Source organism: Vibrio qinghaiensis (assembly GCF_002257545.1).
GTDB classification, from domain to species: Bacteria; Pseudomonadota; Gammaproteobacteria; order Enterobacterales; family Vibrionaceae; genus Vibrio; species Vibrio ordalii.
On the sequence record NZ_CP022741.1, the window covers coordinates 230,572 to 250,478 of the forward strand.

The following is a 19,907-nucleotide window of genomic DNA, read 5'->3' on the forward strand; positions in this document are numbered from 1 at the left end:
GTGATGTGGATTAAACTGACATAAAAAGCGAGTTTTTTCCTTTTACTTACAGAAGAGAGCTTGTCTCTCAATTCCAACCCAGTTTACTATTCGAGTTCTTTTGATTTTTATATAGTCAATTTTCGACACTTGAGAGCGGTAATTCATGAGTACTAAGATCTTTACCTTAAAAGACGAACAGCAAACGGTAAAATTAGGCGCAGCTTTGGCTAAGCGATGCTCTGCGCAAACCACGCTTTATTTGCATGGTGATCTCGGTGCTGGAAAAACAACCTTCAGCCGTGGCTTCATCCGCGCATTAGGCCATGTTGGCAACGTCAAGAGCCCGACTTATACCTTAGTTGAACCTTATCAACTAGCCGATTGGCAAGTATACCATTTTGATCTTTATCGTTTGGCCGATCCGGAAGAGTTGGAATTTATGGGGATTCGTGACTATTTCACACCGGATGCGATCTGCCTTGTTGAGTGGCCAGAAAAAGGCAGCGGTCTACTTCCAACCGCAGATATTGACGTTGAGCTACGCTACGATGGCGAACAAAGGCAAGCTTCTCTGAGTGCAAACAGCCCCTATGGATCCTCATTGCTGAGTCAGTTGGAGTTATGTTGAACATCATCCATTTGTTACGAACGATAACTCTATCGCTTGCGGTTTGGGGCTGTGCTTTATTTACTTCAACGACGCACGCGAATGCATTAGAAGGCGTGCGCGTTTGGCCTTCTCCAGATGAAACTCGAGTGGTTATCGATCTCAAAACTGAAGCGGATTATAGCTATTTCACCTTAAGCAGCCCCGAGCGTTTGGTGGTGGATTTAAAAAACACCACGCTTAATACAAAATTGCCGCTTAAAGTCACGGAGAGTCCTGTTCTCAAACAAATTCGCAATAGCTCACCTCCAGAGAAAGGGACGTATCGCTTGGTGTTTGAGTTACAGCGTAAAGTGAACCCTCAGCCATTTAAACTTGCGCCAACGCCGGGTGGTCAGTATGGGCATCGTTTGGTGGTTGATTTACCCCACAATTTGGATAGTGGCAAGGCGACAGTAAAACCAGCCAGCCAAACTAAAGTCAGTCGCGATGCTTCGCAGTTATTAGGAACCGAGGATATCGTGGTGGCTATTGATGCTGGTCATGGCGGAGAAGATCCCGGCTCGATTGGCCCGACCAAAAAATATGAAAAAAATGCCACCTTAAGTATCTCTAAGAAAATCGCGGATCAAATTAACGCCGTTCCGGGAATGAAGGCAGTCATGACACGCAGTGGCGATTATTTTGTCAATCTCAATAAACGTTCTGAAATTGCGCGTCGTAATAAGTCACACCTACTTGTCTCGATTCACGCCGATGCGTTTCATACTCCTCAGCCCAGAGGCGGCTCAGTGTTTGTGTTAAATACCAAGCGTGCGAATACGGAAATTGCTCGCTGGGTTGAGAACCACGAACAGCAATCAGAACTGTTAGGTGGGGCTGGTGAAGTGCTGGCAAAAAACAATAGTGATCGAAACGTCAGCCAAACTTTGCTTGATCTGCAATTTAGCCACTCGCAAAAAGAGGGTTATAAAGTGGCAACTCATCTATTACGAGAGATGGGGAAAGTAGCCCACCTACATAAAGCGGAGCCAGTTAATGCCAGTTTAGCGGTACTTAAGTCGCCCGATATTCCTTCGGTGTTGGTTGAAACGGGTTTTATTTCTAACCCTACTGAGGAACAATTGCTATTTCAGCGCTCGCATCAAGATAAATTGGCCCGCGCATTGGCAACCGCCATCGTCAAGTATTTTGAAGAAAACCCACCCGAGGGCACTCTGTTTGCTAATCGTGGTAAGACGCAAAAGCACAAAGTGCAGCGTGGTGAATCACTCTCGGTTATCGCTAATAAATATGGCACCTCGACTCAAGCATTAATCGCAACCAACAAACTAAAAAATGCCAATTTGTCGATTGGTCAAATCTTAACGATTCCGGCCACGTCAGCTCCGATTCGTGTCCCTGTGGTCAGCAACCCAGTAGAAACGGAAATTGTTACGCATGTGGTGAAATCTGGCGAGTATTTGGGCAAGATAGCGAGCACCTATAAAGTGAGTGTGGATGCGATTAAACGCGAGAATAGCTTGCGTTCAGACACCTTAACGCTGGGGCAGAAACTGAAGATAACCGTGAGTTTGAAGGATAAGCCGCTGCGTAAGCATAAAGTTGAAAAAGGTGAGTTTTTGAGCAAAATTGCCAGCCAATATCAAGTGAGTCTGAATAGTATTCGCCAAGTAAACCAACTTCGGTCTGATCAGCTCGCCATAGGGCAAGTGTTGATCATTCCCAATAAGTAGTAATGACTATGACGATTAAGATTCTACCCGCGCGTCTTGCTAACCAAATTGCCGCAGGTGAAGTGGTTGAAAGGCCGGCTTCCGTCGTCAAAGAGCTGGTGGAAAATAGCTTGGATTCGGGCGCCTCACGTATCGATATCGATATCGAAAAGGGAGGTACGAAGCTTATTCGTGTGCGAGATAACGGGCAAGGGATAGTAAAAGAGGAATTGGCGCTCGCTTTAAGCCGTCATGCAACTTCTAAAATTCACACCTTAGATGATTTAGAGGCGATCGTCAGCTTAGGTTTTCGCGGAGAAGCGCTCGCGAGTATTAGCTCTGTCTCTCGGCTTACATTGACGTCTCGTCCAGCCACGCAAGAACAAGCTTGGGCAGCATACAGTGAAGGTCGAGATATGGCGGTTAAGTTGCAGCCAACCGCGCACCCGATTGGAACCTCTGTCGAAGTGCTCGATCTGTTTTTTAATACGCCCGCTCGGCGCAAATTTTTACGCACAGAGAAAACAGAATTTACTCACATTGATGAGCTACTAAAACGCATTGCTTTGAGCCGGTTTGATGTCACCATCAATGTGCGCCATAACGGCAAGATGGTACGTCAATATCGAGCCGCTAAAACGGCCGCTCAAGAGGAAAAAAGAATCGCCGCTGTGTGTGGCAACGCTTTTGTTCGCCATATGCTAAGCATTGAGTTGGAACATCAAGGGCTTCGCTTGCATGGTTGGATAACGACTCCAGAAGGCGCGCGCCAGCAGAGTGATTTGCAATACTGCTACGTTAATGGGCGGATGATGCGTGACAAGCTGATTAATCATGCTATCCGGCAAAGTTATGAAACCAGCCTGAGAGGCGATCAGTTCGCCACTTATGTACTCTTCATTGAGCTCGATCCCCATCAAGTGGATGTGAATGTCCATCCCGCGAAACATGAGGTGCGTTTCCATCAAGCGCGATTAGTGCATGATTTTATCTATCAAGCGCTCAGTAGTGCACTGGCGGAAAGCAAACACATTGAAAAGCCGCAGCTCAAACCATCGGCTTTTCATCAGCCCGATGCGGCGACTGTGGATCGCATTGAGAATGACACGGCAATTGATCGTGTGTGCCAAGAAACTGAGGGGCATAACACCGTTCCAGAGCAATTGTGGCAAGCTGTCGACAACACTCCCGCTTATCCAAGAAAAGCTGAGCGAGAAAGCACAACCGCGCACGGCATAGCTGAAACGCCAAAGCGTAGCCATTGGCAGCAAAACGGCTCTCCATCTTCTTCTCGGGCGAAAGCTGAGCGCCAGCCAACGGCCTCACCTTCGAGCGGAGAAGTGAAGCTCTATCAAGAGCTGATGGCAACTCAACCGCCGGCTTCTGCAGTCGAACTTTCTCCTATCGCACATCAAGATAAAAGTGAAGTGCTGCAGCTCGAACAGTTGGGTAAAGCTATTGCGGTAATCAAAGGGCAGTACCTGTTAATGGGGTCCAAACAGGGCGTTGTATTGCTTTCTCTTATCAAAGGAGCATGGCTGAAAACTCGCGGCCAATTGCATACCGAACAAGGCTTCTTGAAAAGCCAACCTTTACTCGTGCCGCTCTCCATCAAGCTCTCAGCACAAGAACATCAAGCGTTAGCGCATTGCCAGCCGATGTTGAATACGCTAGGGATTGAGCTTAAAGAACGTCATGGTTCAAGCATCATGGTGATGGGCGTACCTCAACCGTTGAGGCAACAAAACCTGCAAAACTTAATCCCAGATCTGCTATCTTACGTGTCCGCTAATTTTACGGCTGATGATGAACCCATTACGGCGGATCTTGTTGCCGATTGGCTGGCTGAACACATCACTGTGGTGAAAAGTGACTACACTTTGTCTGAAGCCATCCAAATGATTTCGGAACTTGAACAGCTTTGGCAAGGGCAACTTCCTCTTCATGATGCAAGTTTCGTCCGGCCCGTTGATTTTTCTACCACCATAGCGGCCTTGTTGGCATAACGAATTAAAAGAATGATGAATCAAACACAACCATTGGCTCTGTTTTTAATGGGCCCGACCGCATCAGGTAAAACAGATTTGGCGATTCGTTTGCGCCAAAAATACCCAGTGGAAATCATCAGCGTCGACTCGGCGCTAATCTACAAAGGCATGGATATTGGCACCGCCAAACCTAATGCGCATGAACTGGCACTCGCTCCCCATCGTCTGATCGATATTTTGGAGCCAAGTGAAGCCTATTCGGCGGCGGATTTTCGTCGCGATGCATTACTTGCAATGCATGATATTACCGCGCAAGGTAAAATTCCTCTGCTAGTTGGGGGAACTATGTTGTATTACAAGGCTCTACTTGAAGGGCTTTCGCCACTTCCTGCGGCGAACCCTGAGATACGGCAACAAATTGAGCAAGAGGCTTTGGCGCATGGTTGGGGTCAGTTACACGATCAATTACAAACGATTGATCCGGTTTCGGCGGTAAGAATTCATCCCAATGATCCACAAAGATTGTCACGAGCATTGGAAGTTTACCGAATTTCAGGTAAAACTCTTACGGAGTTAACTCAAACGAAAGGTGAAAGCCTGCCATTTCGAGTTAAGCAGTTTGCTATAGCTCCCAAGGAAAGGGCTGAGCTCCACCGTCGAATCGAACTCAGGTTTGAAAAGATGATCGAAGCTGGATTTGAAGAAGAAATGAAAGCACTTTATGCTCGAAACGATCTTCATCCGGATTTGCCATCGATTCGCTGTGTTGGTTATCGACAGATGTGGGACTATTTGGATGGGAATTGTACGTTAGAGGAAGCGGTATATCGTGGAATCTGTGCAACCCGTCAATTGGCCAAGCGTCAGATCACCTGGTTACGCAGCTGGGATGATTTAACTTGGTTAGATAGCGAAAACATTGATCATGCAGTAGAAACTCTCTCAAATGCCATAGCATCTGATGGAGTTAGCTGTGTATAATGTGATCGCTTTTGCGTGATGTACCCTGTAAAGGATCCGTTACTTGGTATTTGGTATTATCGCCATCATAACAAGTAGCAACGGGGTTTTTATTCATTTAGCTCAGATGCAAAGGCCGCACCAATAATGCAGTACACCACTAGCTAAATAACTACAACAAAATACAAATAAGGAAAATAAAATGGCTAAGGGGCAATCTCTACAAGACCCATTCTTAAATGCACTACGTCGTGAGCGCATTCCAGTATCCATCTACCTTGTGAACGGAATTAAGCTTCAAGGTCAGATTGAATCCTTTGATCAATTTGTGATCTTACTGAAAAACACAGTCAATCAAATGGTGTATAAGCATGCGATTTCAACGGTTGTTCCTGCACGTGCAGTGAGCCACCACACTGCTGAGCCACGCACCGGGTCTGATCGTCCATCAGACAAATCAGAAGAGTAATTCTCTGATTAGTATTATTTACTTACAAAGGAGTTGGTTGCTTGTTTGACCGTTACGAAGCCGGTGAGCGAGCGGTACTTGTTCATATCAACTTCACGCAAAAGGGTGAGTGGGATGATCTCAGCGAGTGTGAAATGCTGGTTTCTTCTGCTGGAGTGTCGACACTGCAAATTATTACTGGCAGCCGTCAAACTCCACACCCTAAATATTATGTCGGTGAAGGTAAAGCCCAAGAGATAGCGCATGCGGTTCAACTTGTTGAAGCGGATGTGGTGATCTTCAACCACGCCCTTTCTCCTGCCCAAGAACGTAATCTTGAGCAACTATGCCAATGTCGAGTGATTGACCGTACTGGTCTCATCCTCGATATTTTTGCCCAACGAGCACGAACCCATGAAGGGAAGTTGCAAGTAGAGCTGGCACAACTGCGCCATATCTCTACGCGATTAATTCGTGGTTGGACGCACCTTGAGCGACAAAAAGGCGGTATAGGCTTACGTGGGCCTGGTGAAACGCAGCTAGAAACCGACAGACGTTTATTGCGTGAACGTATTAAAGCGATATTACGCCGCTTAGAGAAAGTCGCTAAGCAGCGAGAACAAGGACGCCGAGCTCGAAATCGAGCTGAGATTCCCACCATATCGCTAGTGGGTTATACCAATGCGGGGAAATCAACGTTATTTAATCGCATTACTGAAGCTGGGGTTTATGCAGCCGATCAACTGTTTGCAACCCTAGATCCTACCTTGCGGAAAATCGAATTAGCGGACGTTGGTACTGCCGTTCTCGCTGACACCGTAGGATTTATTCGTCATCTGCCGCACGATTTAGTCGCAGCATTTAAAGCCACGTTACAAGAAACTCAAGAAGCTGACATTTTGTTACATGTTGTTGATGCCAGTGATGAGCGTTTTCGTGAGAATATCAAAGCCGTTCATGACGTATTAGAAGAGATTGACGCCCATGAGGTGCCAACGCTTGTCGTCATGAACAAGATCGATAATCTAGAAGGCCAACAACCTCGCATCGAAAAAGATGATGAGGGAATACCGAGAACCGTGTGGTTATCAGCCATGGATGGACAGGGTATTGATCTGCTTTTCGAAGCATTGACAGAGCGATTAGCGAGTCAAGTCATTCAATATCAATTGTGTATTCCACCACTGCACCAAGGTCGCATTCGTAGTGCATTTTCACAAATGAAATGTATTCAACAAGAAGAATATGATCCAGATGGTAATTTGTTGATTAACATTCGTATGCAGCAAGTTGATTGGTTTAGACTAGAAAAAAGAGAAGAAGCAGTTTTGCGTGACTTTATAGTTACTTAAAGGACTGCTACAGTATAACGTCATATCAAATGATGGAGCTTTCTAATGGCGTGGAATGAGCCCGGTAATAACAACGGCAACAATGGCCGCGATAATGACCCTTGGGGTAATAATCGTGGTGACAAAAATAAAGGTGGCCGTGATCAAGGACCGCCAGATTTGGATGAGGTTTTCAATAAACTGAGCCAAAAACTGGGTGGACGATTTGGTGGTAAAGGCGGCAAAGGCCCTTCATTCTCTGGTGGTAGCGCAATTGGCTTTGGAGTCATTGCTGCAATCGCCGTTGCGGTGTGGTTCTTTTCTGGTTTCTATACGATTGGTGAAGCTGAGCGTGGTGTCGTGCTGCGCTTAGGTAAGTATGATCGCATCGTTGACCCGGGTTTGAACTGGCGTCCTCGCTTTGTTGATGAGGTGACGGCCGTTAACGTACAAGCGATTCGCTCACTGCGTGCATCGGGTTTGATGTTGACCAAAGATGAAAACGTGGTCACCGTTGGCATGGATGTACAATATCGCGTGTCTGATCCATACAAGTACTTGTATCGTGTGACTAATGCTGACGATAGCTTACGCCAAGCAACCGATTCAGCATTACGTGCCGTGGTGGGTGATTCTTTGATGGACAGCATCTTAACCAGTGGCCGTCAGCAAATTCGCCAAAGTACCCAAACGACCTTGAATCAAATCATTGATAGCTATGATATGGGCTTAATGATTGTCGATGTCAACTTCCAGTCGGCTCGTCCACCAGAGCAAGTGAAGGACGCTTTCGATGATGCGATTGCGGCGCGAGAAGATGAAGAGCGTTTTATTCGTGAGTCTGAAGCGTATAAGAACGAAATTCTGCCTAAAGCAACAGGCCGAGCAGAACGTTTGAAGAAAGAAGCGCAAGGTTATACAGAGCGCACGATTAACGAAGCATTGGGTCAAGTGGCACAGTTTGAAAAACTGCTCCCTGAGTATCAAGCCGCGCCAGATGTGACACGTAATCGTCTCTACCTAGATACTATGGAAGAGGTGTATTCAAACACATCTAAAGTGCTGATTGATTCAGAATCCAGTGGCAATATGCTTTATCTACCGTTGGATCGAATTACAGGCCAAGACAGTAAGAATGACACCAAACGTCAAGATAAATCATCATCAACCTATGATCAGATAGAGCTTGATTCACCAACCAGCAGTGATACAGGTAATACACCGTCTCGCTCTAGCAATACACGTCAAGGGAGATACTAGTAATGCGTAAGTTAATGATCCCAGTATTAGTGATTGCACTGGTATTGATGTTGATGTCGCTGTTTGTGATTCCTGAAGGTGAGCGCGGTATTGTTGTCCGTTTCGGTCGTATTCTGAAAGATAACAATGAAATTGCTCGAATCTACGAACCGGGTTTGCATTTTAAAATGCCACTGTTTGATCGAGTAAGAACGTTAGATGCGCGCATCCAAACAATGGATGGTCGCTCTGACCGTTTCGTGACTTCAGAGAAAAAAGATGTGATCATCGATACCTATGTCAAATGGCGTATTGAAGACTTTGGTCAATACTACTTGGCAACGGGTGGTGGCAATGCGTTGACGGCACAAGCACTGTTAGAGCGTAAAGTGACAGACATTCTGCGTTCTGAAATCGGTTCTCGTGAAATCAAGCAAATTGTTTCAGGCCCACGTAATAAAGATGTCTTGCCGGAAAGTGCTGATGATGAAGTCGTCACGACTGAGGCTGCCAAACAAGCATTGGAAATCGATGGTCAGCGTGACCAAGTGATGGAAAATGTGTTGGAAGATACACGTAAAGGTGCACTGAAAGATTTGGGCGTGAGAGTGGTTGATTTCCGTATTAAGAAAATTAACCTTCCAGATGAAATCAGTGAATCGATCTACCGTCGTATGCGTGCTGAGCGTGAGTCAGTCGCTCGTAAACACCGCTCTCAAGGTCGTGAAAAAGCCGAAGTCATTCGTGCTCAAGCTGAACTTGAAGTGGCGACTATCTTAGCGGAAGCAGATAAAACGGCTCGCGTAACTCGCGGTGATGCTGATGCTAAAGCAGCGAAGATTTACTCAGATGTGTACAGTAAAGATCCTGAGTTTTATGGGTTCTTACGCTCGCTGAAAGCCTATGAGAAATCATTTAGCGAGAAGAGTGATATCTTGGTGCTTGATCCTAAGAGTGATTTCTTCAAGTACATGAATAACACCAAAGGTTTGACAACGAAATAATTGACCGTTGTTTATTCAAAGGCTCCTTCAGGGAGCCTTTGTCGTTTATTGGTTTTAAGAGAGAAGGTACTATGTCGAATTCAATCTGGCTTGCTGTGGGGCTGGTGTTAATTGCAGAAGGTATTGGACCGTTAATCGCCCCTAATGGCTGGAGAAAGATGGTGTCGGAGCTCAGCCAGCAGCCCGATCATCAACTGCGCCGCATCGGTGGTTGTCTCGTCGTTGCAGGGGGCATCATTGCGTACTACTTCGCACGATAGTGATGCACAATAGCGCGGTAACCGATTTATTATTATCAGTTTATCACTATCAGTATCATCACTATCAATAGTGAGGTGGTGGAGTCTCTTCTGATGGATCCGCTAAATGTGAGGCATCCATATTTTTGACTTTACCAGCCACATATTTCATTTGGTCTTGCATTTTCGTCAACATTAGCTGCTGTGTTGATAATGCTTGATTGAGTTCATCAATGGTTTGTTCTTGGAAAGCCAGTTGGCATTCCAAGTCACTAACACGCTGTTCTAATTGCTGAATATACTTATCGTTCATAACTAATCGTCGAGTTTCCAAGCTTGAGCAATACCTGCAGAGCTTCCGGTAATAATTCGTTGCTGGTGGTCAAAGGCCGCATCATACACCACCGCTGCGGGTGGGCGAGCATCTTTTAGCGGTTCTACTTCAAATCCTTGCTGTTTTTTACCACTTTGAGTATCCCATACCGCGACTTGGCTAGATGGATTACCAGTGACCAGTAATGTGCCATTATCGGAGAAACGCGCCGTAGAGAAGATCAATTGTCGTGAAAAACTGCGCAATTTCGCCTGTTTCTTACCCGAGGAGAGATCCCAAATAATGGATTGATTACCACCATCGGAGGTAAAGGCTAATTTGCCCTCTCGCTGCAAGGCGACTCGATTAACCCGCTGCTCATGTTCAAACGATCGTAAAATTTGCCCACTTTGCGTATCCCAAAGGTAGGCAAAATAATCATTACCTCCCGTCAGAGCAAAGCGGCCATTGGGCGATAGGGCTACAGAATTCACTTTTTCTCGATGAGCAAGGAACTCTAGCCGGCGCCCAGTGACTAAATCGACGTAAATCGCTTTACCATTGGATAAACCGAGCAGAACTTGTTTTCCGTTATTGGCAATGTCAATGTCTCGGATCAGCCCATCGGAGATGGACCACAAACCTTGAGCCTGTGTCCAACCTAAGTCCCATACGGCAAAGTTAATTTGGCTAGCGGTCACGGCAAAACGGCCATTATCGGAGAGTCGAATATGAGAAACGGTATTGGCTTGTGGGTCTTGAGGTCCCAATTCGGCTAAGGTTTTGTTTTGTTCAAGATCCCATAGAACGAGTTGTCTTTGTTTGGAATAAAGTAGCGCAAAACGACCATCACGGCTTAAACCGAAACTGGTCGAACCGTTTGGTTCTATATCCCAACGTTGTACATCGCTGTTAGAGAAAAAACAGCCATTTAACATCAAGATGACAATGCAACCTAGGATTGAATGAGAAATTATTCGCATCAAGTCTAATTATCCGCTTTGAGTGTAAAGACAATCTATCAACATATCGCTATATTGGTACAACTCTGTTTAGCGCACCAGTTTTTCAACGAAATTTGTGCGTAATAACAAAAGGTTTGCCTACAAATTGGAGAAATAAATGAAATCATTGTTTAAAGTGTCACTGCTTGCGGCAACCGTCATGCTTGCAGTTGGCTGCCAGAAAGATGAAGCCCCGAAAACTGAAGCAGCACCTGCAGCAGAACAAGTACAAACGGAAGCGGGAAAAACGGTTCACTTTAAAACAGAAGATGACAAAGCGGCTTACGCGATTGGCGTCTCTTTTGCAAATTACCTCAGCACCAGCATTGAAAAACCAGCCGAAATTGGTATCAATCTGAATAAAGATCTGGTTCTAAAAGGGATTGAACATGTCTTCGCGGGCAATGCTGAGTTGAGTGAAGAAGAGACACGCGCAGCGCTAGAAGCTCTAGATAAACGCGTTTCTGAAACCATGCAAGCGAAAGCCGCTGAAAAAGCGGCTGCTGCAGAAAAAGCTGGTGATGAATTCCGCGCTGAATTTGAAAAACAAGATGGCGTAAAGAAAACTGAATCTGGTTTACTGTACCAAGTACTGACGCCAGCAAAAGGTGAGTCACCAAAAGAGACCGATACCGTTCAAGTGCATTACAAAGGGACACTGGCTGACGGTACTCAATTTGATAGCTCGTATGATCGTGGTGAGCCAGCGACATTCCCACTCAATCGGGTTATTCCTGGTTGGACAGAAGGTGTGCAACTGATGCAAGTGGGAGCAAAATACAAGTTTGTTATCCCGCCGCAACTGGCTTACGGTGAGCAAGATACGCCGACTATTCCAGCAAACTCAACACTTGTGTTTGAAGTGGAGTTACTAAAAATTGATAACGGTAGCGATGCAGCTAAATAATATCAGCCATTGTTGAACCGTTGTAACCAGCTCAAAGGCCTGATGAATCAGGCCTTTTCTGTCTCTAACGACTCACGAATTAGTTGTCCTAAATCACTTGTTAGTGACTTAACAGAGTTTTCGATTAAAATTTTCTGATAAACTTACGTCAATTTGTTGATTTTTCGCTCTAAGGCTAGATAACAGTGACAACGACAGAAACTCTAAACGCGGATATGTTGCTTGAAATGGAATCCGTGCACGTGATGCCATTTAGTGATCACGATAAAATCATTCTTCGATCTTATGAAGCTGTGGTTGACGGTATCGCCAGCCTGATTGGCCCTTTTTGTGAGATCGTTTTGCACTCATTAGAAGATCTCAATACCTCGGCGATTAAAATTGCCAATGGTGAAAATACGGGCCGCCAAGTGGGTTCCCCGATCACCGATCTTGCACTGCGTATGCTGAAAGATATTGAAGGATCGCAGCGTAACTTCTCACGATCGTATTTCTCTCGCGCCAAGGGTGGTGTGTTGATGAAATCGATTACGGTCGCGATTCGTAATGGTGATAACCGAGTTATTGGCTTACTTTGTATCAACGTCAATTTAGATGCTCCGTTCTCACAAGTTCTGCAATCATTCATGCCGACTCAGGAAGCTCAGGAAGCCGCCTCGTCGGTTAACTTTGCCAGTGATGTAGAAGAGCTGGTGGATCAGACGGTAGAGCGTACCATCGAAGAGATCAACGCCGATAAATCAGTGTCTAACAATACCAAGAACCGTCAGATTGTGATGGAGCTGTATGACAAAGGCATTTTTGACATCAAAGATGCGATTAACCGCGTAGCTGATCGGCTCAATATCTCTAAACATACTGTCTATCTCTACATTCGCCAACGCAAGACCGGAGATGAATGTTAGTGGCGCCAGTATTGAGTTACACATTATTGGTCAATGGCTCAGTGTATGGCACACAGGCAGCGCGTAGTGCTTATCTGTTTGCCTGTGCATTGCTAGAAAAAGGGCATTCACTCAAGCAAGTATTTTTTTATCAAGATGGTGTTTTCAATGGCTCTGCGATCACCGCGCCTGCGAACGATGAGTTTGATCTTGTGAAAGCATGGCAGAGGCTAGCTACTGAACACCATGTACGCTTAGAAACCTGTGTTGCTGCAGCGTTACGTCGTGGCATTATCAGTGAAAATGAAGCTCAGCAACACCAGCTCACTGCGCATAATTTGGCACAAGGTTTTGCTCAAACTGGGTTAGGAAGTTTGGCTGAAGCGTTATTAACTCAAGATCGAGTGGTACAGTTTTGAAAAAAATCGGTTTTGTTTTTCATTCTTCGCCTCATTCTAGTTCGGCTGGAAGAGAAGGGCTGGATGCTGTACTGGCAGCCTCTGCCTATTGTGATGCGATCTCACTCTTTTTTGTTGGGCTTGGGGTGACGCAAATCGTCGCCAACCAATCATCGCAACAACTGCTTAGCCGTGATTACATCAGTGCGTTTAAACTGCTTGAGTTATACGATATTGAACACCTTTATCTGTGTGAGCAAAGCGTTGAAGAGTTGGGGTTAGCATCGGCTCAATGGGTAATTGATGTTGAAAAAAAATCGCCTCAGCAAATCGCTCAGTTACTTCACGAGTGCGATCAAGTACTAACTTTCTAAGGTGTACCTATGCTGCATATTGTAAAAGACACGGCAAAACTGGCCTTAGCGCAGCGTTATTGTTTGGCTGAGGATAGTATTATCTTGGTTGAAGAAGCGGTTTATATGAGTAACCCTAGTGCGGGCTCTTTTTTACTACTCAACGATCTGAACAGGGTTTATGTCTTACTTGAGGATCTCTGCGCGCGTGGGGTGCAGGATCTCTGCTCAGTACAAATTACCAAAGTGGATTTCTCTGGTTTGGTTGAACTTACTACTAATCATGAAAAATCAATCACTTGGTAGATTTTCTTATCACTATTACCCCTCTATTACCCACCCTTTACTTATGGTGGTTAAAAAAGATCTGTATATTTCTTGACACACCTCTCACTGCTGCATAGAATTTTGCGTCCCTATTTGTACTAAGTGCACTAGGGACTAGATTTTTCACAAAGCTTACTTTAAGTAAATTCAGGAGCTAGTTAATGGCAACTATTAACCAGTTGGTCCGCAATCCTCGTGTAAAGCAAGTTGTTAAAAGCAACGTGCCAGCACTAGAAGCGTGCCCACAAAAACGTGGTGTATGTACACGTGTTTACACTACTACACCTAAAAAACCTAACTCAGCACTTCGTAAAGTATGTCGTGTTCGTCTAACGAACGGCTTCGAAGTGACTTCGTACATCGGCGGTGAAGGTCACAACCTTCAAGAGCACTCAGTTGTTCTTATCCGTGGCGGTCGTGTAAAAGACCTTCCAGGTGTGCGTTACCACACAATCCGTGGTGCACTTGACTGTGCAGGCGTAAACGACCGTAAACAAGCTCGTTCTAAATACGGTGTGAAACGTCCTAAATCTTAATGGATTTCCGTTAAGTAAGGCCAAACACTAAATTATTTAATTTTTGAAGAAACTGAAAAGTTTTGGATAACCTGAAAAAGACAACGGAGAATATCCATGCCACGTCGTCGCGTTATTGGTCAGCGTAAGATCCTTCCAGATCCAAAGTTCAAGTCTGAACTGCTGGCAAAATTCGTTAACATTCTTATGGTTGACGGTAAAAAATCTACTGCAGAGAAAATTGTTTACACTGCACTAGACACTATGGCTGAGAAATCTGGCAAAGGTCACTTAGCTGTATTTGAAGAAGCTCTTGAAAACGTACGTCCAGCGGTTGAAGTTAAATCTCGCCGCGTGGGTGGTTCAACTTACCAAGTGCCAGTAGAAGTACGTCCGGTTCGCCGTAACGCACTTGCTATGCGCTGGGTAGTTGATGCTGCGCGTAAGCGTGGTGAAAAATCTATGGCTGCTCGCCTAGCTGCTGAAATGCTAGACGCGTCAGAAAATAAAGGTACTGCTGTTAAGAAACGTGAAGACGTTCACCGTATGGCAGAAGCGAACAAAGCATTCGCTCATTACCGCTGGTAATACCTTCTGTGCTGCGAGGTTCTCTCGCAGCACATTTTCATACTCTAAGGATTACCTTAGTAAGAGGATACAATCGTGGCTCGGAAAACTCCTATTGAGCGCTACCGCAACATCGGTATCTGTGCTCACGTAGATGCAGGTAAAACAACCACTACTGAGCGTATTCTGTTCTACACTGGCCTTTCGCACAAAATCGGCGAAGTTCACGATGGTGCTGCAACCATGGACTGGATGGAGCAGGAGCAAGAACGTGGTATCACTATCACTTCTGCTGCTACGACAACCTTCTGGCGTGGTATGGAAGCACAGTTCCAAGATCATCGCGTAAACATCATTGATACCCCAGGACACGTTGACTTTACAATTGAAGTAGAGCGTTCACTTCGTGTGCTTGATGGTGCAGTGGTTGTATTCTGTGGCTCATCTGGTGTTGAACCCCAGTCTGAAACTGTATGGCGTCAAGCTGACAAATACGGTGTTCCTCGCATGGTATTCGTTAATAAAATGGACCGTGCTGGCGCAGACTTTTTACGCGTTGTAAACCAAATTAAACATCGTCTTGGTGCGACTCCTGTTCCTATTCAATTAAATATTGGTGCGGAAGAAGAGTTCAAAGGTGTCATCGACCTTATCAAGATGAAAGCCATCAACTGGAATGAAGCCGATCAAGGCATGACGTTTACTTACGAAGACATTCCAGAAGATATGCTTGAGTTGGCCGAAGAATGGCACAACAACCTAGTAGAAGCGGCAGCGGAAGCTAGTGAAGAGTTAATGGAAAAGTATCTTGAAGACGGCGAGCTGACAGAAGCGGAAATCAAACAAGCGCTACGGACTCGTACCATTAACAATGAAATCGTATTGGCCACTTGTGGTAGTGCCTTTAAAAATAAAGGCGTACAAGCGGTATTGGATGCGGTTGTTGAATATTTGCCTTCACCGGTAGATGTACCAGCCATTAAAGGCGTGGATGAAAACGAGAACGAAGTAGAACGTCACGCTGACGACAACGAACCTTTCTCGGCACTTGCATTTAAGATTGCCACTGACCCATTTGTTGGGACATTGACTTTTATGCGTGTTTACTCTGGTGTGGTGAACTCTGGCGATGCCGTTTACAACTCAGTGAAACAGAAAAAAGAACGTTTTGGTCGTATCGTACAGATGCATGCCAACAAACGTGAAGAGATTAAAGAAGTTCGTGCTGGCGATATTGCGGCTGCGATCGGCTTAAAAGATGTCACGACAGGCGATACGCTGTGTAACCCAGACCACAAAGTGGTTCTTGAGCGCATGGAATTCCCTGAGCCAGTGATTCAAATTGCGGTAGAGCCTCGCTCTAAAGCTGACCAAGAAAAAATGGGTATTGCGCTAGGTAAACTGGCTGCAGAAGACCCATCTTTCCGTGTCGAAACCGATAAGGAAACAGGTCAAACGTTGATCTCTGGTATGGGTGAGCTTCACCTAGACATCATTGTTGATCGCATGAAGCGTGAGTTCAGTGTGGACTGTAACGTTGGTAAACCACAAGTGGCTTACCGCGAAACTATCCGTGGAAAAGCGGAAGTAGAAGGCAAGTTCGTTCGTCAATCTGGTGGTCGTGGTCAATATGGTCACGTTTGGCTTAAGATTGAACCTGCGGAACTCGGTGAAGGCTTTGTCTTTGTCGACGAAATCGTTGGTGGTGTGATTCCTAAGGAATACATCAGCTCGGTTGCGAAAGGTATCGAAGAGCAAATGAACAACGGTGTGTTAGCTGGTTATCCGATTCTGGATGTGAAAGCGACATTATTCGATGGTTCATATCATGATGTCGACTCAAGCGAGATGGCGTTTAAGATTGCTGGTTCGATGGCGTTCAAGAAAGGTGCTTTAGAAGCGCAGCCTGTTCTTCTTGAACCAATGATGAAAGTTGAAGTAACTACTCCAGAAGATTGGATGGGTGATGTTGTGGGTGACTTAAACCGTCGTCGCGGCATGATTGAAGGTATGGATGAAGGCCATGCAGGCCTTAAGATTATCCATGCTAGAGTCCCTCTATCGGAAATGTTTGGTTATGCAACAGACTTACGGTCTGCCACTCAGGGTCGCGCCTCTTACTCCATGGAGTTTGCAGAGTACGCTGATGTGCCAAAAAATGTTGCAGAAGCAATCATTGCAGAACGTGGTTAACTGTTATTTGTTTAATAACGAATCTATTGCGCTGATGAGAGTTGGCGCATAAAATAGCAATTTCTGGCGCGTCTTGAGCTATATGTGACTCAAGACGAATCATAACTAGGAAGGAACACGATCGTGTCTAAAGCAAAATTTGAACGTACGAAACCGCACGTAAACGTTGGTACTATCGGCCACGTTGACCACGGTAAAACAACTCTAACTGCTGCTATCTGTACTACACTTGCAAAAGTGTACGGTGGTGAAGCGAAAGACTTCGCATCTATCGATAACGCTCCAGAAGAGCGCGAGCGCGGTATTACAATCAATACTTCTCACGTAGAGTACGATACACCAGCACGCCACTACGCACACGTAGACTGCCCAGGACACGCTGACTATGTTAAAAACATGATCACAGGTGCTGCGCAAATGGACGGCGGTATTCTAGTTGTTGCTGCAACAGATGGCCCAATGCCACAAACTCGTGAGCACATCCTACTTGGTCGCCAAGTTGGTATTCCTTACATCATCGTATTCATGAACAAATGTGACATGGTTGATGATGAAGAGCTTCTAGAGCTAGTAGAAATGGAAGTTCGTGAGCTTCTATCTGAGTACGATTTCCCAGGTGATGACCTACCAGTTATCCAAGGTTCTGCACTAGGCGCACTAAACGGCGAAGAGCAGTGGGAAGCGAAAATCATTGAACTTGCTGAAGCGCTAGACACTTACATTCCAGAGCCTGAGCGTGCAGTAGACCAAGCATTCCTACTACCAATCGAAGACGTATTCTCAATCCAAGGTCGTGGTACAGTAGTAACTGGCCGTATCGAGCGCGGTATCCTACGTGTAGGTGACGAAGTTGCGATCATTGGTATCAAAGACACAATCACAACGACTTGTACAGGTGTTGAGATGTTCCGTAAGCTGCTTGACGAAGGTCGTGCAGGTGAGAACGTTGGTGCACTTCTACGTGGTACTAAGCGTGATGAAGTAGAACGTGGTCAAGTACTAGCGAAACCAGGTTCAATCACTCCACACACTAAGTTCGAGTCAGAAGTGTACGTATTGTCTAAAGATGAAGGCGGCCGTCATACTCCGTTCTTCAAAGGCTACCGTCCACAGTTCTACTTCCGTACAACGGACGTAACAGGCGATATCTCTCTACCAGAAGGCGTAGAGATGGTAATGCCAGGTGACAACATCCAAATGGTTGTAGAGCTAATCGCTCCAATCGCGATGGATGAAGGTCTACGTTTCGCGATCCGTGAAGGCGGTCGTACAGTAGGTGCTGGTGTTGTTGCTAAAGTTATCGCTTAATTTTCGATAAGTTATGCACACACTGCATTAAAAAGGGAAGCTTAGGCTTCCCTTTTTGTTTGATGTGACCCTTAGTACATTTCCCTTGCTAATCCTGCTTCGTTTCTGTACTATTTGCCGTCCTTAATTCTCGGTCTTTTTTTTTCGTTCCTTGCTTCCTATGGACGACCGAGCCAAACCTGGAAGCTGAATAATCCGTAAGGAGCAACCGATGCGTCATTATGAAATCGTATTCATGGTGCACCCAGATCAAAGCGAGCAAGTTGCTGGCATGATCGAGCGTTACACTGGTTCTATCACTGAAACTGGCGGTACTATCCACCGTCTAGAAGATTGGGGTCGTCGTCAAATGGCTTACCCAATCAACAAGCTTCACAAAGCTCACTACGTTCTTATGAACGTTGAAGCTGACCAAGCTGTGATTGATGAGCTAGAAACTGCTTTCCGTTTTAACGATGCAGTTCTACGTAACATGATCATGCGTACTAAAGCGGCTATCACCGAGCCATCAATCATGCTGAAAGCTAAAGAAGAGCGTTCTAAGCGTGATGAAACTCGTTTCGATGCAGACGTTGAGTAATTGATTTGATGACCAATCGAATGGAGCTGAGTGGCACTGTCGCAAAACCTCCCATTCGAAGCCAAAGTCCTGCGGGTATTGAACATTGCCGTTTCTGGCTTGAACATCGCTCAACAGTGATAGAAGCTGATTTACCGAGACAAGTCTATTGTCGTATGCCGGTAGTTGTCAGTGGGCAAAGGTCAAAGAATTTAACTCAACACTTAGTACAAGGCAGCACCATAAACGTAAGTGGCTTTGTCGCTTACCAGACTAGCCGTAGTGGCATAGGAAAATTGGTGCTACATGCCGACCACATTACTCAAATTTAAGATCAGGAGATAGCCCATGGCTCGTTTCTTCCGTCGTCGTAAATTCTGCCGTTTCACTGCAGAAGGCGTACAAGAGATTGATTACAAAGACGTAGCAACTCTTAAAAACTACATCACTGAAGCTGGTAAAATCGTACCTAGCCGTATTACTGGTACTAGCGCTAAATACCAACGTCAGCTAGCTCGTGCAATCAAGCGTTCTCGCTACCTAGCTCTATTGCCATACACTGACAAACATCAGTAATTGGCACCGTTTATTAAGAAAGAGGATTAATCAATGCAAGTTATTCTACTTGATAAAATCGGTAACCTAGGCAGCCTTGGCGACACAGTAAGCGTGAAATCTGGTTACGCTCGTAACTTCCTTATCCCACAAGGTAAGGCTGTAATGGCAACTAAATCTAACGTTGAAATGTTTGAAACTCGTCGTGCTGAACTTGAAGCTAAAGTTGCTGAGCAACTTGTTGCATCTCAAGCTCGTGCTGAACAAGTTAACGCTCTTGAAGCTGTTGTTATTGCTTCTAAAGCAGGCGACGAAGGTAAACTATTTGGTTCTATCGGTACTCGTGACATCGCTGACGCTATTACAGCGGCTGGTGTTGCAGTATCTAAGAGCGAAGTTCGTCTACCTGAAGGTGCTCTACGTAACGTAGGTTCTTTCGAAGTGAGCATCCAACTTCACTCAGAAGTGTTTGCAACTGCGAAAATTCAAATCGTTGCTGAATAATTTCAGC

At 45.5% G+C, this 19,907-nt stretch carries 24 protein-coding genes; 22 read left to right on the forward strand and 2 right to left on the reverse strand.

Annotated elements, in window-relative coordinates; all coding sequences use genetic code 11:
- Positions 1-145: 145 nt before the first annotated feature.
- The 9 genes from tsaE to CCZ37_RS01205 all read left to right on the forward strand — a co-directional run bounded on the left by tsaE (position 146) and on the right by CCZ37_RS01205 (position 9,534).
- Complete coding sequence (gene tsaE, locus CCZ37_RS01165; protein ID WP_094499549.1) at positions 146-610, forward strand: tRNA (adenosine(37)-N6)-threonylcarbamoyltransferase complex ATPase subunit type 1 TsaE; 465 nt, start codon at positions 146-148, stop codon at positions 608-610.
- Positions 604-2,325, forward strand: a complete 1,722-nt coding sequence (locus CCZ37_RS01170; RefSeq protein WP_094499550.1) for an N-acetylmuramoyl-L-alanine amidase — start codon at positions 604-606, stop codon at positions 2,323-2,325. Before tsaE ends, CCZ37_RS01170 begins: the two co-directional genes overlap by 7 nt.
- Before the next feature lie 2 nt (positions 2,326-2,327).
- Positions 2,328-4,310 (forward strand): DNA mismatch repair endonuclease MutL, encoded by a 1,983-nt coding sequence (gene mutL / locus CCZ37_RS01175; protein ID WP_094499551.1) that lies wholly within the window; start codon positions 2,328-2,330, stop codon positions 4,308-4,310.
- Positions 4,311-4,325: 15 nt separating this feature from the next.
- A complete protein-coding gene (gene miaA / locus CCZ37_RS01180) occupies positions 4,326-5,273 on the forward strand; it encodes a tRNA (adenosine(37)-N6)-dimethylallyltransferase MiaA (protein WP_094500780.1) in 948 nt (315 codons plus the stop codon).
- A gap of 181 nt (positions 5,274-5,454) precedes the next feature.
- Positions 5,455-5,721 (forward strand): RNA chaperone Hfq, encoded by a 267-nt coding sequence (gene hfq / locus CCZ37_RS01185; RefSeq protein ID WP_013857931.1) that lies wholly within the window; start codon positions 5,455-5,457, stop codon positions 5,719-5,721.
- A 41-nt stretch (positions 5,722-5,762) separates the two neighbouring features.
- Complete coding sequence (gene hflX / locus CCZ37_RS01190; RefSeq protein WP_010318941.1) at positions 5,763-7,052, forward strand: ribosome rescue GTPase HflX; 1,290 nt, start codon at positions 5,763-5,765, stop codon at positions 7,050-7,052.
- Positions 7,053-7,097: 45 nt separating this feature from the next.
- Positions 7,098-8,291 carry an FtsH protease activity modulator HflK gene (gene hflK, locus CCZ37_RS01195; protein ID WP_017049165.1) on the forward strand — a complete coding sequence of 398 codons (1,194 nt, stop codon included), beginning with the start codon at positions 7,098-7,100 and terminating at the stop codon, positions 8,289-8,291.
- 2 nt (positions 8,292-8,293) lie between these two features.
- Positions 8,294-9,274 (forward strand): protease modulator HflC, encoded by a 981-nt coding sequence (gene hflC / locus CCZ37_RS01200; RefSeq protein ID WP_013857929.1) that lies wholly within the window; start codon positions 8,294-8,296, stop codon positions 9,272-9,274.
- A 71-nt stretch (positions 9,275-9,345) separates the two neighbouring features.
- Positions 9,346-9,534, forward strand: a complete 189-nt coding sequence (locus tag CCZ37_RS01205) for a DUF2065 domain-containing protein (RefSeq protein ID WP_094499552.1) — start codon at positions 9,346-9,348, stop codon at positions 9,532-9,534.
- A gap of 64 nt (positions 9,535-9,598) precedes the next feature.
- On the opposite strand, the gene CCZ37_RS01210 is transcribed toward CCZ37_RS01205, so the two are convergent.
- Both CCZ37_RS01210 and CCZ37_RS01215 read right to left on the reverse strand, forming a co-directional pair.
- Positions 9,599-9,826, reverse strand: a complete 228-nt coding sequence (locus tag CCZ37_RS01210; protein WP_010318937.1) for a SlyX family protein — start codon at positions 9,824-9,826, stop codon at positions 9,599-9,601.
- Between the two features lie 2 nt (positions 9,827-9,828).
- Entirely contained in the window at positions 9,829-10,809 is a 981-nt protein-coding gene (locus tag CCZ37_RS01215; RefSeq protein WP_094499553.1) for a WD40 repeat domain-containing protein, read from the reverse strand.
- 139 nt (positions 10,810-10,948) lie between these two features.
- On the opposite strand from CCZ37_RS01215, the gene fkpA reads away from it, so the two are divergent.
- The 13 genes from fkpA to rplI all read left to right on the forward strand — a co-directional run bounded on the left by fkpA (position 10,949) and on the right by rplI (position 19,900).
- Positions 10,949-11,737, forward strand: a complete 789-nt coding sequence (gene fkpA, locus CCZ37_RS01220; protein ID WP_010318935.1) for an FKBP-type peptidyl-prolyl cis-trans isomerase — start codon at positions 10,949-10,951, stop codon at positions 11,735-11,737.
- Between the two features lie 185 nt (positions 11,738-11,922).
- Positions 11,923-12,642: a helix-turn-helix transcriptional regulator gene (locus CCZ37_RS01225; protein WP_088720742.1), complete on the forward strand. Its 720-nt coding sequence runs from the start codon at positions 11,923-11,925 to the stop codon at positions 12,640-12,642.
- A complete protein-coding gene (gene tusD / locus CCZ37_RS01230) occupies positions 12,636-13,040 on the forward strand; it encodes a sulfurtransferase complex subunit TusD (protein ID WP_094499554.1) in 405 nt (134 codons plus the stop codon). Before CCZ37_RS01225 ends, tusD begins: the two co-directional genes overlap by 7 nt.
- A complete protein-coding gene (gene tusC, locus CCZ37_RS01235) occupies positions 13,037-13,393 on the forward strand; it encodes a sulfurtransferase complex subunit TusC (protein WP_094499555.1) in 357 nt (118 codons plus the stop codon). Before tusD ends, tusC begins: the two co-directional genes overlap by 4 nt.
- 9 nt (positions 13,394-13,402) lie before the next feature.
- A complete protein-coding gene (gene tusB, locus CCZ37_RS01240) occupies positions 13,403-13,678 on the forward strand; it encodes a sulfurtransferase complex subunit TusB (protein WP_010318931.1) in 276 nt (91 codons plus the stop codon).
- 182 nt (positions 13,679-13,860) lie between these two features.
- Positions 13,861-14,235: a 30S ribosomal protein S12 gene (rpsL, locus tag CCZ37_RS01245; RefSeq protein ID WP_010318930.1), complete on the forward strand. Its 375-nt coding sequence runs from the start codon at positions 13,861-13,863 to the stop codon at positions 14,233-14,235.
- Positions 14,236-14,331: 96 nt separating this feature from the next.
- Positions 14,332-14,802, forward strand: a complete 471-nt coding sequence (rpsG, locus tag CCZ37_RS01250; RefSeq protein ID WP_013857921.1) for a 30S ribosomal protein S7 — start codon at positions 14,332-14,334, stop codon at positions 14,800-14,802.
- 75 nt (positions 14,803-14,877) lie between these two features.
- On the forward strand, positions 14,878-16,974 hold the full coding sequence (fusA, locus tag CCZ37_RS01255) for an elongation factor G (protein ID WP_010318928.1): 2,097 nt from the start codon (positions 14,878-14,880) through the stop codon (positions 16,972-16,974).
- Between the two features lie 123 nt (positions 16,975-17,097).
- A complete protein-coding gene (gene tuf / locus CCZ37_RS01260; protein ID WP_013857920.1) occupies positions 17,098-18,282 on the forward strand; it encodes an elongation factor Tu in 1,185 nt (394 codons plus the stop codon).
- Positions 18,283-18,493: 211 nt separating this feature from the next.
- Positions 18,494-18,862: a 30S ribosomal protein S6 gene (gene rpsF / locus CCZ37_RS01265; protein ID WP_010318977.1), complete on the forward strand. Its 369-nt coding sequence runs from the start codon at positions 18,494-18,496 to the stop codon at positions 18,860-18,862.
- 8 nt (positions 18,863-18,870) lie between these two features.
- On the forward strand, positions 18,871-19,173 hold the full coding sequence (gene priB / locus CCZ37_RS01270; RefSeq protein ID WP_010318978.1) for a primosomal replication protein N: 303 nt from the start codon (positions 18,871-18,873) through the stop codon (positions 19,171-19,173).
- Positions 19,174-19,189: 16 nt separating this feature from the next.
- The gene (rpsR, locus tag CCZ37_RS01275) at positions 19,190-19,417 is read left to right on the forward strand and encodes a 30S ribosomal protein S18 (protein WP_000090472.1); all 228 of its coding nucleotides are present in this window, start codon (positions 19,190-19,192) and stop codon (positions 19,415-19,417) included.
- 33 nt (positions 19,418-19,450) lie between these two features.
- Complete coding sequence (gene rplI, locus CCZ37_RS01280; RefSeq protein ID WP_010318980.1) at positions 19,451-19,900, forward strand: 50S ribosomal protein L9; 450 nt, start codon at positions 19,451-19,453, stop codon at positions 19,898-19,900.
- Positions 19,901-19,907 lie beyond the last annotated feature (7 nt).

Bases quoted from the DNA above. Each gene is read 5' to 3' on its own strand.
- tusB (WP_010318931.1), top strand. From the start codon at position 13,403: ATGCTGCATATTGTAAAAGACACGGCAAAACTGGCCTTAGCGCAGCGT.
- CCZ37_RS01215 (WP_094499553.1), bottom strand. From the start codon at position 10,809: ATGCGAATAATTTCTCATTCAATCCTAGGTTGCATTGTCATCTTGATG.
- CCZ37_RS01205 (WP_094499552.1), top strand. From the start codon at position 9,346: ATGTCGAATTCAATCTGGCTTGCTGTGGGGCTGGTGTTAATTGCAGAA.
- mutL (WP_094499551.1), top strand. From the start codon at position 2,328: ATGACTATGACGATTAAGATTCTACCCGCGCGTCTTGCTAACCAAATT.
- rpsF (WP_010318977.1), top strand. From the start codon at position 18,494: ATGCGTCATTATGAAATCGTATTCATGGTGCACCCAGATCAAAGCGAG.
- rplI (WP_010318980.1), top strand. From the start codon at position 19,451: ATGCAAGTTATTCTACTTGATAAAATCGGTAACCTAGGCAGCCTTGGC.
- rpsR (WP_000090472.1), top strand. From the start codon at position 19,190: ATGGCTCGTTTCTTCCGTCGTCGTAAATTCTGCCGTTTCACTGCAGAA.
- miaA (WP_094500780.1), top strand. From the start codon at position 4,326: ATGAATCAAACACAACCATTGGCTCTGTTTTTAATGGGCCCGACCGCA.
- rpsG (WP_013857921.1), top strand. From the start codon at position 14,332: ATGCCACGTCGTCGCGTTATTGGTCAGCGTAAGATCCTTCCAGATCCA.
- hfq (WP_013857931.1), top strand. From the start codon at position 5,455: ATGGCTAAGGGGCAATCTCTACAAGACCCATTCTTAAATGCACTACGT.
- tsaE (WP_094499549.1), top strand. From the start codon at position 146: ATGAGTACTAAGATCTTTACCTTAAAAGACGAACAGCAAACGGTAAAA.
- tusD (WP_094499554.1), top strand. From the start codon at position 12,636: ATGTTAGTGGCGCCAGTATTGAGTTACACATTATTGGTCAATGGCTCA.
- CCZ37_RS01210 (WP_010318937.1), bottom strand. From the start codon at position 9,826: ATGAACGATAAGTATATTCAGCAATTAGAACAGCGTGTTAGTGACTTG.
- hflC (WP_013857929.1), top strand. From the start codon at position 8,294: ATGCGTAAGTTAATGATCCCAGTATTAGTGATTGCACTGGTATTGATG.
- fkpA (WP_010318935.1), top strand. From the start codon at position 10,949: ATGAAATCATTGTTTAAAGTGTCACTGCTTGCGGCAACCGTCATGCTT.
- priB (WP_010318978.1), top strand. From the start codon at position 18,871: ATGACCAATCGAATGGAGCTGAGTGGCACTGTCGCAAAACCTCCCATT.
- CCZ37_RS01170 (WP_094499550.1), top strand. From the start codon at position 604: ATGTTGAACATCATCCATTTGTTACGAACGATAACTCTATCGCTTGCG.
- hflK (WP_017049165.1), top strand. From the start codon at position 7,098: ATGGCGTGGAATGAGCCCGGTAATAACAACGGCAACAATGGCCGCGAT.
- rpsL (WP_010318930.1), top strand. From the start codon at position 13,861: ATGGCAACTATTAACCAGTTGGTCCGCAATCCTCGTGTAAAGCAAGTT.